General features: G+C 57.2%; 9 protein-coding genes and 2 pseudogenes. 4 read left to right on the top strand and 7 right to left on the bottom strand.

From position 1 onward, the window contains the following. The first annotated feature begins 1 nt into the window (after position 1). On the top strand, positions 2 to 1,558 hold the full coding sequence (locus ACS4RR_RS25605; protein ID WP_456190195.1) for a hypothetical protein: 1,557 nt from the start codon (positions 2 to 4) through the stop codon (positions 1,556 to 1,558). Here ACS4RR_RS25605 and ACS4RR_RS25600 read toward each other — a convergent pair. After that, on the bottom strand, positions 1,540 to 1,863 hold the full coding sequence (locus tag ACS4RR_RS25600; protein WP_456190194.1) for a hypothetical protein: 324 nt from the start codon (positions 1,861 to 1,863) through the stop codon (positions 1,540 to 1,542). The genes ACS4RR_RS25605 and ACS4RR_RS25600 overlap by 19 nt on opposite strands. A 154-nt stretch (positions 1,864 to 2,017) precedes the next feature. On the opposite strand from ACS4RR_RS25600, the pseudogene ACS4RR_RS25595 reads away from it, so the two are divergent. The 3 genes and pseudogenes from ACS4RR_RS25595 to ACS4RR_RS25585 all read left to right on the top strand — a co-directional run bounded on the left by ACS4RR_RS25595 (position 2,018) and on the right by ACS4RR_RS25585 (position 3,815). Continuing rightward, positions 2,018 to 2,997 (top strand): annotated as a pseudogene (locus ACS4RR_RS25595) (NAD-dependent epimerase/dehydratase family protein). A gap of 84 nt (positions 2,998 to 3,081) precedes the next feature. Continuing rightward, positions 3,082 to 3,310, top strand: a pseudogene (locus ACS4RR_RS25590) (helix-turn-helix domain-containing protein); the annotation flags it as partial. A 238-nt stretch (positions 3,311 to 3,548) separates the two neighbouring features. Continuing rightward, positions 3,549 to 3,815, top strand: a complete 267-nt coding sequence (locus tag ACS4RR_RS25585; RefSeq protein ID WP_260111455.1) for a DUF2277 domain-containing protein — start codon at positions 3,549 to 3,551, stop codon at positions 3,813 to 3,815. 600 nt (positions 3,816 to 4,415) lie between these two features. Here the strand turns inward: ACS4RR_RS25585 and fcl are convergent. The 6 genes from fcl to ACS4RR_RS25555 all read right to left on the bottom strand — a co-directional run bounded on the left by fcl (position 4,416) and on the right by ACS4RR_RS25555 (position 12,084). Then, positions 4,416 to 5,507: a GDP-L-fucose synthase gene (fcl, locus tag ACS4RR_RS25580; protein WP_260111803.1), complete on the bottom strand. Its 1,092-nt coding sequence runs from the start codon at positions 5,505 to 5,507 to the stop codon at positions 4,416 to 4,418. After that, positions 5,500 to 6,603 carry a GDP-mannose 4,6-dehydratase gene (gmd, locus tag ACS4RR_RS25575; protein WP_456190193.1) on the bottom strand — a complete coding sequence of 368 codons (1,104 nt, stop codon included), beginning with the start codon at positions 6,601 to 6,603 and terminating at the stop codon, positions 5,500 to 5,502. Before gmd ends, fcl begins: the two co-directional genes overlap by 8 nt. 99 nt (positions 6,604 to 6,702) lie before the next feature. Further along, entirely contained in the window at positions 6,703 to 8,904 is a 2,202-nt protein-coding gene (locus ACS4RR_RS25570) for a GumC family protein (RefSeq protein WP_456190192.1), read from the bottom strand. Continuing rightward, the gene (locus ACS4RR_RS25565) at positions 8,901 to 10,043 is read right to left on the bottom strand and encodes a glycosyltransferase family 4 protein (RefSeq protein WP_456190191.1); all 1,143 of its coding nucleotides are present in this window, start codon (positions 10,041 to 10,043) and stop codon (positions 8,901 to 8,903) included. Before ACS4RR_RS25565 ends, ACS4RR_RS25570 begins: the two co-directional genes overlap by 4 nt. After that, a complete protein-coding gene (locus ACS4RR_RS25560; protein ID WP_260111799.1) occupies positions 10,037 to 11,137 on the bottom strand; it encodes a glycosyltransferase family 4 protein in 1,101 nt (366 codons plus the stop codon). Before ACS4RR_RS25560 ends, ACS4RR_RS25565 begins: the two co-directional genes overlap by 7 nt. Beyond that, a complete protein-coding gene (locus tag ACS4RR_RS25555; RefSeq protein ID WP_456190190.1) occupies positions 11,134 to 12,084 on the bottom strand; it encodes a glycosyltransferase family 2 protein in 951 nt (316 codons plus the stop codon). The genes ACS4RR_RS25560 and ACS4RR_RS25555 overlap by 4 nt, the downstream gene beginning before the upstream one ends. Between the last annotated feature and the right edge of the window lie 414 nt (positions 12,085 to 12,498).

Raw genomic sequence — 12,498 nt, 5'->3', positions numbered from 1 at the left:
GATGCCGGAGAAGGAACGCGCATCGCCAGGGGCGGGCTGCCAATACGTCTGGTGGACCGCCATCGTCCCATTTGCTCTGGTGCTTTCAGGTCTTCTCGCTCTGCCTAACCAGACGATCACCTCCAAATACGTCAACGATCTGTTTGTTTTTCTCGATGGTGCGCATCGCATCTGGTCGGGACAAGTTCCGAACGTGGATTTCCATACGTCGCTTGGAGCGCTCACCTTCTATATTCCCGCTGTCGGCTATGGCCTTTCGGGAAGTATGGGTGGTGCGATGCCAGTGGGAATGGCCATAGTCATCCTTCTGTTCGCGGCCGTTGCCGCGGCGATCCTCGGCAGCCGCATGCACAAGGCGCTCGGTTTGCCGTTGGCAGCTTTTCTGCTTTTGCTCGTCGCGGCTCCTGCCAATCCTGGAGAACGGATCGGCGATCTCACATTTGCGATGTTCTACAATCGGCTGGGCTGGGCTTCGCTCGGTCTTCTTTTGGTCATGTACCTGCCCCGCTTATCCAGCGCTGAGAGCAGGGCCATGGATGCCGCCTGTGCAAGCTTCCTCGTATTGTTCATGCTCTACACGAAGATCACCTATAGCGTTGTAGAGCTCGCATTTCTGGTCTTCCTGGCAACCGACCGACGTCAAATCGGGTGGACGGCGCTGGCGTTCGGGATGATCGCGATAAGCGTCCTGGCAATCGAACTTCTCTGGCGCGGCAGCCTCAATTACCTCGCCGATCTGCGCCTTGCGGGCGAGAATAGCGGCGGGCTGCCGGCCCCCGGCGCTCTGGGGTACGTTTTCCTGAACAATTTCGCTGGCCTCACTGTCTACGCGATTGCCGCCGGCATCTTTCTTGTCCTCGCACCAAGCTACCGCCATCTTTTTTTTATCGTTTTTTGCGTCTTAACCGGTGTGCTGCTGATTGAACAAAACTTTCAACGCGCGGGCATCCTGACGCTGGGGCCGAGCGCAGCTGTCATCACTCAATCTCTTCTGAAGGCCGAGCTTTCCCGACTGCACCGGAAGGCTCGCCTCGTCTTGCCGCTCCTGCTGGCCTTTCTGCTTGTGCCGGCGGCGATAAGCAATGCCGCGGCTGTCGCCATTCATGCCCGTTACGCCTTTGCCGGGCGCGGCGAGCCCATGCCGCTGCCGGCGTTTTCCAGGATTCGGCTTGTCGAGACGTGGAGTGTTGGTCAGTACGACTGTTTTGTGCGGTATAATCTCACTCTGGCTGAGGCATCGGACGTGCTGTCTCAGTTAAGCGCAGGCCAAGAGACTGTCGCCGTACTGGACTTCGTCAACCCGTTCTCGGCCGGCCTGGCGCTCCCACCGCCCGTTGGCGACAGCGCCTGGTATCACTGGGGACGGACTCTCGGTCCCGAATATCATCCACCCGCGGAGGAGATGTTTTCAGACATCGACCTGATCCTCGATCCCAAATGGCCGATAGAAATCTGGACGGCAAATGGCATGCGCGACGTTTTTGCTCACTATATCGCCCGCCATTACGAGAAGGTGCGGGAGACAACGAATTGGCGCATCTACCGCAGGAAAGCATGAGCAGCAGATTGCCTTTTCCGCTCAGCAGCGATCAGGCCGATGAGGAGCAGTACGAGGGCCCAGGCGTAGACCGAACCAGGCCCTAATTGCGCTAGACGGGGAGCACCGAAGTAACCAAGTATGACTGGGACGGGTATCACCAGAGCTGCGGCCGTCAGCCATGCCCACGGCCGCTGCCAATGATGCAAAAGAACCGGCAGGAGGAAGAGCGCATAGTGGATCCAGCCAAGCGGCGACGCCATTGCCCGGCTCTCGGAGGATTCGAGCGTGGCCACCGCCAAGATGCTTTCCTCATCGAACGCCATGCTGTAGCCGCAATTGCCAAGGATCGATAGCAGGACTATTCGCCTTGCCGCAAGTTTGTCGTACGAGTGCATCGTAGAATTTTGCAGCAATTACAGTCATGCGGGGACCGCTAATAAACAATTACCTTTCTTGATATCACGAGGGGCAATGCAAATGAAAACCGTATTGGTTTCCGGCGGAGCTGGTTTCATCGGATCGCATCTGTGCGACCGCCTTCTGCTCAGGACGGACATTCAGAAACTTGTCGTCGTCGATAGCCTCTGGACCGGACTTCTCGAGAATATCGAGCACATCAAGGACCCGCGTTTCCACTTCGTGAAATCGGATGTCGAAACGCTGCAGACCTCCGACAAATTCGATGAAATCTACCATCTTGCCTCTCCGCGTCGCCGCCCTGGTACATGAAGGAGCCGAAGCGGACGATTTCTGCCAATCTTCTCGGGGCAATGCGGCTTCTCGATCTCCTGAAGAAGGGCGGTCGTTTCGGGTTCACCTCGTCTTCAGAGGTTTATGGCGACCCGCTGGTCTCGCCGCAGCCGGAATCCTACAAAGGCCAGGTCGACTGTACCGGGCCACGCTCGTCCTACGACGAGAGCAAGCGCTGCACGGAATCGCTGTTGTTCGAAATGCAGCGCACCCTGGGACTGAACGTCAAGGTTGTCCGACCCTTCAATATATACGGCCCGCGAACGCGGCCCGACGATGGACGCGCCGTTTCCAACTTCGTCACCCAGGCGCTCTCGGGTCGCCCGATTACCGTATTCGGCGACGGCAAGCAGTCCCGCAGCTGGGGCTATGTCGATGACATCGTCGACGGTTTCGCGCGCTATTTCTGGATCAACGAAACCGACTACAAGGGCCCTCTGAACGTCGGCAATGATCGCGAGATTACCGTTCTCGAGGTCGCGCAATATGTCTCTAAGCTTGTCGGCGGCGTACCGATCGTCTTCGAGCCGTCACCACCGCAGGACCCCACCAACCGGCGGCCGGACCTGACCAATGCGCATTACGTCATGCCCGAGTGGTTGTGCAAGATCAGTTACGAACAGGGTGTGGCCCTAACGCTCGACTGGTTCAGGGACAAGCTGAAGACGGACAAGCAATCACCGCAACTGCGGACCGCGCGGCGCTGATTCGGGCAGCTTGGAGTCCGGTCGGGTCCTTTGCCGGAGCGCATCCTCAGATCGTCCCGGGTTTGATGACAGTGGCGATTGCGGATGGGACCGATAGCGATGAGCGAGCGCGACCTGCAACGGGATCGAGACTCGATAGAAGGTGATCGCCGGCCGCATGACGCTGGTGTCGGCGGCGCATGTGCTTGATCTCAGCGAGCGCCAAGCGCGACGGCCGTTTGAGCGGATCAGAACGGCCGGTGCGGCGTCGATCCGGCATAAGGCGATCGGCCGGCCCTCGAACAACCGAATCAGCGATGGTGTTCGGGATTATCAAAGGTAGCCGCTACGGCGACGGGTACCGTGAGGTGATTAATGCAACAAAGGTTGGCTTCATCCGGTCCGACAACGGCGGTAACGGTATCTTTGTTCACAACCGAGGTGGAGCGGCCTAGGATACGGTCTGATGGATGGCCAGAAGATCTTGCAAAGGACCGCAGCACCTGCGCTGCCCGGTGAGTGGGCAGGTCGTCTTAAGGTCGAAAGGAGATGAAGATGACTAGGAGCGAGTCATGTGCCGAAACATAAAGACGCTATTCAATTTCGATCCGCCGGCGACCGATCAGGAAATCCATGATGCCGCATTGCAGTTCGTAAGAAAGCTGAGTGGAACGACCAAACCTTCGAAACGCAATGAGGCAGCGTTCGAACACGCAATCGTTTCCATCGCGGCATGCGCGCGCGAACTGCTCAATTCGCTTGAGACTTCACATCCGCCGCACAGTCGCGAGGAAGAAGCTGCAAAAGCGCGCGCGAAAAACCTGGCCAGGTTCGCATGATTTGTAGGGCGTCGCGTCACTGAAACAGTTACCATAGCTTCAGAGAGTTATGATCTGCCGAAGACCGTACCTGATGTCGCCGCTTTGCCCGCCTTGGACAAGGTGTAGCGCGCTGAGGCGTCTCAAGGAGACGTCGACCCGTTCGACCGTCGGCAAGATTGGCTCGAGCACACGCATCTTGCTTTTCGCGCTTACCGTCAATTAGGTGTACCGCGTTCTTGAGGCTTTACCTGCCGACAGTCGGCATCAAGGCCGGGCGGACTGCGCCAGGAGGATAGATCGCTCAGCAGATTGAGCGGGTTCACCGCCTCGTCGATGACCCACGGGCACCAAAAGATCGGCGAGCAGAAACTGAATGCCTGCTTCAGGAAAGAGTGCCCGCCGCGGCTCGAAGGTAATCTCGCGGAGCCATCCGACATGGATTGGACTATCCGTGTAAGAACGCGACAAGCGATATCGGGATCTGGACTGTGAAAAAATCCATTGCCGCTCTGATAATCATCACCCACACGGTTATCGGAAAATTAGTGCTGCAACTTAATTTCAACTCGTTGCATTATTTGCTCCCCCCCATATGCGGCCCGCCGAGACAAAACCCGATTATCCCTCGTGCAAATTCGCTGTGCGCAAGGGATGATGTGCGACCGCGGACAGCGTGGGCGTGTGCAGCGCCGAAGTTTTGGCTCTTTCAAAATTGATATCGCTTTGACCGATCAAGTCGCCCGACAAAGCCTTGTTGCTGCGTTCGAGATAATGCCCATCCAGGAAGGAGCGGTAGGCGTCCGCGATACCCTCCTTCAGACCTATCTTAGGCGCCCAGCCGAGAGTGCGAAGCTTGTCGACGCTCAAGAGTTTACGTGGCGTGCCATCTGGCTTGGTGAGGTCGCGCGTGATCTTGCCTTCGAAACCTACGACCTTGGAGACGAGGTATCCCAAATCAAGGATGGTAATGTCTTCGCCCGAACCTACGTTCACATGATTTTCGGCGGAATAGGTCTTCATGAGATGGAGGCAGGCGTCGGCGCAATCGTCAACATGCAGGAATTCGCGCCGCGGCGTGCCAGTCCCCCAGATGCATATCTCTTGCTGCTGATTGATCTTGGCCTCATGCGCCTTGCGTATGAGCGCCGGCATGACATGGCTCGACCCGAGGTCAAAATTATCCCCTGGACCATAAAGATTGGTAGGCATGGCCGAGATGAAATCTCTACCGTGCTGTTTGCGGTAGGCATGGCAGAGCTTTAATCCGGCAATTTTGGCGATCGCATACCATTCGTTCGTGGGCTCAAGTGATCCAGTCAGAAGTGAGTCCTCGATGATCGGCTGATCGGCGAATTTCGGATAGATGCAGGACGAGCCCAGAAACATCAGTTTTTCGACGTGAGCTCTATGGGCCGCGTGTATGACGTTCGCTTGCAGAATCAAGTTGTCGTAAAGGAAGTCGGCTGGATAGGTAGCGTTCGCGAGAATACCACCGACCCTCGCAGCAGCTAGGAAGACAGCGTCGGGACGATTCCTAATCATCCAGGCCTCCACCTGGTCCTGCCGTCTGAGATCGACCTCGGCGCGAGTGGCCGTCAAAATCTCGCAGCCCTCGGAAGCGAGACGCCGCACGATCGCAGAGCCCACCATGCCGCGGTGGCCCGCAACATAGACCCTTTTTCCGGCAAGGCTGTAGATCACCTCAGGCATGGGCGAAACCTCTGGTTACACCGACCGACGGAACACTTCGTGCCATGACTTTCAGATCCTCGCGAACCATCTCCGCAACCAGCTGATCGAGACTGGTCTCATGTTTCCAGCCAAGCTTCGTGTGCGCCTTCGCCGGATCGCCAATCAGGAGATCAACTTCAGTCGGACGGAAGTAAGCTGGATCGATTTCCACCACACACTGACCGGATGTCTTATCGTATCCCTTTTCCTCAACCCCGTTCCCGCGCCAATCAATCGGCATGCCCACGTTGGCAAAGGCCTTGTCAACAAAGGAACGAACCGAGTGCGTTTCGCCGGTCGCAAGGACATAGTCCTCCGGTTCGTCCTGTTGCAGCATCAGCCACATGCCGCGGACATATTCTCGTGCATGTCCCCAGTCGCGCTTGGCATCCAAATTGCCGAGATAGAGCCTTTCCTGCAGCCCAAGATGGATCGCAGCCGCCGCCCGGGTGATTTTACGTGTCACGAATGTCTCGCCGCGGATCGGGCTTTCATGATTGAACAAAATGCCGTTCGAGGCGTGCATGCCATATGCCTCGCGATAATTGACCACAATCCAATAAGCGTAGAGCTTGGCCGCCGCATAGGGGGATCGGGGGTAGAACGGCGTCGTTTCGCTTTGCGGGACTTCCTGAACTTTGCCGTAGAGCTCTGAAGTGGAGGCTTGATAGAAGCGGGTCTTCCTGGTCAGCCCCAGGAGGCGAATTGCTTCAAGGAGCCGAAGGGTGCCGGTTCCATCGGCGTTAGCCGTATATTCCGGCGTTTCGAAAGAGACTTGAACGTGGCTCTGTGCGGCGAGATTGTAGATCTCGTCCGGCTGCGTTTCCTGAACGACGCGGATGAGGTTCGTTGAATCGGTCATGTCCCCGTAATGCAGAATAAAGCGAGGATTTTCGACATGGGGATCCTCGTATAGATGTTCGATGCGACTGGTGTTGAAGGATGATGAGCGTCGCTTGAGGCCGTGAACAATATAGCCCTTCTCCAGGAGCAATTCGGCCAAATACGCACCGTCCTGACCTGTTATACCCGTAATCAGCGCGACTTTTCCGTTCTTTGTCATTCCCGCATCCATGATTGCCCTCTAACTCGAATACTAATGCAGCAGTATATTCTCATGTTTAGTGCGTACAGATTCATAAACGTGACTTATTGCGGCTTATATGAGGTGTATCTACGATTTTAACTTGTAGTATTTCATCAAGGATTTCGAAAATAACTCCGAGTCACTGAAATTATACAGCGCATGCCTTTCCGGATTTACATTGTTGATCGCCACAACAATTTCCGAATTTCGCGAGGTTTTCATTTGCTGCAAGCTGAACTCGACCGCGCGGCGGCTCGTCTTTCCCCACCTGACAACTGCCAGTGTTCTTTCCGCCAGGGCAGTCAAATGTACGGTATCCGCCGAGGCGAGCACCGGCGCGCTGTCGAAGATGACAATCTGGCCGCCCGCGCTCGCCATCTCGATGATTTCTGACAGGCCGTTCGAACGGGTGCGCCGCTGGAGACTGAATTTTCCAGACGGAATGAAGTCGATACCGCTTGGATGGCGGTAGACGATGTCGCGGAGATCGGCGTGACCATTCAGGAATTCGTTCAGTCCGTGCATTAAACCCGACCTGAAAAACGAATTGAGTCTTCCCCGCCGAAGATCGCCATCGACCAGCAGCACCGGAATTGCGGCGGCGGCAAGTTCGATAGCCAGCGATCTCGCGACAAGCGACTTGCCTTCCCCGCTGTGGGCCGAGGTAACGACGATACTGTTCGGTAATTTGCCGCCATTGGACTGTTTGAGTGAAAGCACCACAGTACGGATTGCTTCGTCAAACATGGGGACCGGCATATGTTCGAACATCGTTTTCGAATTTTCCCACCGCGCCAGACGCGGGATAAGTCCAGCCGGGATCGTGCGCGCCATTGCAGCTATTTGGTCGAAACTCCGGACAGTCCGGTCCGACATTTCGATCACGAAAGCAGCCGTTACGGCTCCCGAGATTGCAGCCAGGAGCGCACCCATCAGATAGAAAAGCCGTCCACGTCCCTGTGACGCGATAGGCACTGAAGCAGGTGATAAAACTTCCAATTCCGCCCCTGGCAGCATGGCCTTGGCGGCAAGGTCACGGCGCTGATCCTCAAGCTTGTCCAGTGCCGCTTGTTCTAAGTCGGCGATATGCTGCAGTCGGGTCAATTCCGTCTGCACCACCGCATCGTGTGTGCGTTTTTCATGAGCTTCAGCCAAGATGGATTGTATTGAATTAGCTTCGTGATCAAGTGCGGCGAGCTTGGCGCGCATTGTTTGGAGATATTGTTTGGTCGCAAGGTTGAGATCGGCACGGGACTCCTTGATCTTCCCACGTAAATCCACCACGGCCTCGGCATTGCCATCATATGTCTGAAGAAGGCGGCCGAGATCTTGCTCCTGTGCGCGAAGATCGCGTTGCTTTGTGGCAATGTTGTCGGGGACGGCGATATTCTCCGCAGCGACCGAAGCGTTATCCGTTGCTTCCAACGTGGATATCGTGGCCTTGACTTCGAGGCGACTTTCTTCGATTTTCCCTTCACGGCCAGTGACTTCTATGATTGATTTGATCCGTTCATCCTGAGCATCTTCTTTCGAGACGACGTCCATCGATTCTTGATAATTGCGGGCAGCGTCGCGAGCAGCATCCGCGCGCGCCTGCTGTTCGGTAATGCGCTGTCGGATCCATTTTTGCGCTGAATCCAGGCGGCCACCGAGATTGTCCTTCCGTTCATCGAGGTAGAGGCTGATGATCCGGTTCGGGACCGCGGCTGCGAGTTCAGGATCATTCGACGTGAAGCTGATCTGGATAACGTCACTCTTGTCTTCGTGCCATACGCCGAGAGCCCTAAAATATTCCGGAATGATGGCGTCGATGTTGTCGCGTACAGGCGAGGTGGGTTTTTCTGTGTCGAGCAGGCCGCGCAATTTTGCCCGGATCCTCTCAATGAATGAGATGTCGCGCAGCGCTGGATTGAATTCCGGCCGCAGGTTGAACCGCAGTTCATGGACGACCCGCTCTGCGATGGTTCTGGATAGAAGCCGCTCAGTCTCCGATTTCGCGTCAAGTAGATCACTGTGGCTATCGTCGGCACCAAGTGATGTTGCGAGAGGCTGGTGGACAATTATTCGGGCCCAGGCCTGATAGGCGGGCTTCAACCCTGAGATAATAAGTACTGTGGGCGCCATCAAAAGCGCGGTTATCGCGATGATCATGATCATTCTTCGCCGGAGGAGACGGAAGGCGGCTGCCAAATCAAAGTTGTCTGCCTTGGTCTCCACCTGAAAGCGAGGATCGTAGCGCATCTGTGAAATGGGAAGGTTGCGGTCCGGCGGAACAGTGGAAATCGTCATCGGGCGCCAACCATTGCTTGGGGTTTCGCGGAAACGGTTTCGTAAAGTTTGTCGAGCGACCGCGTATAGGCCGTCATACTGAAATGGTTGAGATAGTGTGCGCGCCCCTGGACCGAAAGGCGGATGCAGATTTCTGGATCGGACACCAGCTTCGCCAAGGCTGCAGCCAAGGCATCCTGGTCTCCGACTGGGACGAAGATGCCGGTTTCACCATCGGTAATGACTTCGTCATGCGCCCCGACACGCGTGGTGACGACGGCGAGGCCGTGGGACAGCCCTTCGAGCACCGCCATGGCCAGACCTTCGGCGTGCGAAGGCAAGACCAGGATATCTGCACGCGCACACAGAGCTCGCGCCTCAACGGCGTCAAGCCAGCCGGGCATCTCTACAAGATTTGAAAGCGCCATGGAGTCAGCTTGGCTGCGATAATCCTCGACAGGCCCATCGCCTGCCAGCACGGCCCGCCATTGGAGTTGTTTCATGACCGGGTGGCTGAGGGCCAACAGAAGCTCCGTGACCCCCTTGCGTTCGCTCAACCGGCCAAGGAATACGATCAACGGTGTCTGACCGACACGAATATTGTGCGCCCCAGGATCGGGGACGCAATTATGGGCAACGACCGTGCGGCGCTCGTCTACAGCCAAAAGTGTCGTCAGCGTCATGCAATCACGCCGGCCGAGCGCCACAACGCGATCGGCATTCTGAAACATCCGACGTATGAGCCGTTGTTGGTGCGGCGAGCGTTTCGCAAAGTCGCCGGCGTAGTCGTAGTCGTGCAGGTGCAATATGTGGCAGCACCCGAACATTCGGGCAGCCTCGGTCAGGATCAGTTTTCGGTAGGTGCTGCCGCGGCCAGCGATATGGAAATGGTGAATGCGGGCTGGCGCGACAATCCGATCCTTTGCCATCGTCAGAATGGCGCCGAGCAGGCGTGCGGGTGACGTCACCTTGGACCATCGAGCCCCTCTGGTATCGGTGACGAAGTGTTTCGTGCCGGTCTCTTTCGCTGTCTCTGTTATATAGCCGACCAGCCTGCCAATGCCGCCGCCGTTCTCGCAGCCGCCCGGAACATAGTGGCGGACGCTGGCCGCGCTCCGTGCTGCCATTTGACTTCTGTCCGTGAGGGCCTCCGTCAGCATGACCCGACCACCTCCCGATAAACGGCCGCGGCCTGGGCGCCGACCCGTTCAGGCGAATTCGGTCCTTTGGCCCATTCGAGCGCATTGGCACCGAAATGTTTTCTAAGCTCGACGTTGTCTGCCAATGTCCTGATCGCCGCCGCGAGCTCGTTGGCATCTCCGGGAGGGACCACCATTCCCAACCCGTTGGGCTGAACGGTGCCCCGCAACTCGCCGACATCAGTAACGATAACAGGTTTGCCAAATGCGGCGGCAAGGTTGAGCACACCGCTTTGGGATGCTTCCATATAGGGAAGCACGACGATGTCGGTGTCCAGGAAAAGCTGGGCGACCTCTGCATCGGCGATAAAACGATTACGAATATCGTAGCGGCCCGCATCCCCCATGAGCGGCTGGAAGATGAGCGGATTGTCGCCGCGGCCTGCGACCGTGATGCGCAGGTTAGGAAGTACGTCCTTGAGCATGGCCTCGGCCCGGACCAGTTGTTCCAGGCCCTTATAGGCAAAAATCCGTCCGAAGAGCAGGACGCGTATGGTTCCATCCGCTCCGCGCGGCGCCATCTTCTGTCGCCGGGCGAGCTCCGCATAGCGAAGGATGGAGGGATGCGACAGGACATGGACACAGTCCGCCGATTTTGCATATCGATTTAGGACCAGCCGCTTCAGTCCCTCGCCATGGACGACCAGATGTCCGGATTGCTTCACCATCAATTCGGGGGCCCAGCCGGGCAGCGTACGCGTGTCGGAATCGCCGGGATGGATTTCCACGTCATGAATGGTCGTCACAAGCGGGATCGGGCGCCAGAACGGCACGGCGAGGTTCAGCCAAAGTGTAGAATTGCTGAGGAGATGAATGAGGTTCGGCCGTTCCCGCCGGATCAGACGCGTAAGCTGGTACAGAAACCAGGGATTGGAGAGAGAACGGTGTCTCGGCCAGTCCAGAAGGTGCAGATCGACAGCCGGATCGATGGAAGAGGCGAGATGTGCATAGCGCCGGCGTGGCACGGCAAGCACAACGTTCAGGTGTTGGGCAACGCCGCTGGCAAATGAGATGGTATAGTCTTCCAGTTCGGAAACCAATAACAGCGCCTTCATTTCGTTGCCTCCGACAAGCCGACGTCCAGACCGAGCCGCGACAGGCCGCGCGCCGAGCGCAAACTATCGCGCGTCCGCCTGAGCAGGTTCGGCTCGCCGGCAAAGAAGAGGCCTTCGAGGGCAAGCTTGAACCGGGTGCGTGCATCAGCTCCCTGCAGCTTTGCCGACGCGATGCGATAGGGATAGTGATCCGTCAGATGTAGTCTTGCCGGCAGCTTATGGGCTGAAAGAAACAGGTTCGTTGCTTCAACGGTTTGCTGCCAGTGTTTCATCCGCCTCCTTAGTGTGGTCGCATCCTCGGTCGCGCGATACCAGTTGTTATTGTGGATGCGGTAGAATCCAAGCGGATCCGGCATCGCAATGACGTCCCCCAGAAACGGATAGATCCCCACGAGCCAGGCGTCGGCTGATATGCGGAATTGTTCGGGAATGCTGCCCGCGGCATTCCACGCGCTACGTCGTACCGCGATGGCTGACGTCATCGGAAAAGGCCACCAACCAGCCGATCTGGTGAGTAGCGGCGACAAAGCGCCCGAACAAAGGCTTCGCGGGATCGGCTTGGAGGTCGGCCTGCCATCGACAAGCGTTGGCTGCAGTCGGTGATAGACGAGGGATGCTTGGGGGTTTGCGCGGAACGCTGCAGCCGTCGCCGACAGCTTGCTCGGCGCCCACCAGTCGTCGGCATCCAGAAAACAGAGGATCTCGCCCACGCTTGAACCCACAGCGGTGTTGATCGCAGCGGCCTGTCCTGCGTTCTCCTGAAAGATCACCTTCACTCGGCTGTTATACGCTTCCAGAACGGACGGCGACTGGTCAGTCGAGCCGTCATCGACGACGATTATCTCGACGTTGGGCGCGTCTTGGCTCAACACGCTGTCTATGGCCCGCCCGACGAAGCGAGCGTAGTTGTAATTATTGACGAGAACACTGAGGGCCGGCTGCTCCATGACGCGCTCTCAGGCGAGTTGCGGCGATGCACCGCTGTACAGCAGCGCAAAGTTGCTTAGGACGTCGACCTCTACGCAGCCATCGAGGTTCGGAGCCTCGGTGACGGCGATATCCAAAAGACCTTGTCGGCCAAACAGCATCTCACGCAGAGCCCATGAGATCGCCACGACAAGGAGAGCGCCCGTCGTCTTGCATAGAGAACTAGGATCGTGACGCAGAAACATAATAATCCTAAACCTTCCAGGCTTCGCCTGCAGAGAGAGCCTCTGTCAGAATTGTTGCCTCATTCCAGTGGAACCGCGGCTTACCCACCACGCTTCACAAGACACTCATCGCCACGGTAGCGGTGAACGGACATGCGCAACATCTGCTCTTATGGGCAATCGGCGGACATGAAGACCCGCCTTTTGGGT

Origin of the sequence: Rhizobium zaerense, from assembly GCF_051810725.1 — a bacterium.
Taxonomy (GTDB): domain Bacteria; phylum Pseudomonadota; class Alphaproteobacteria; order Rhizobiales; family Rhizobiaceae; genus Rhizobium; species Rhizobium leguminosarum_I.
Note: the sequence above shows the minus strand (reverse complement) of the source record. Positions and strands in the feature narration are given on the sequence as shown.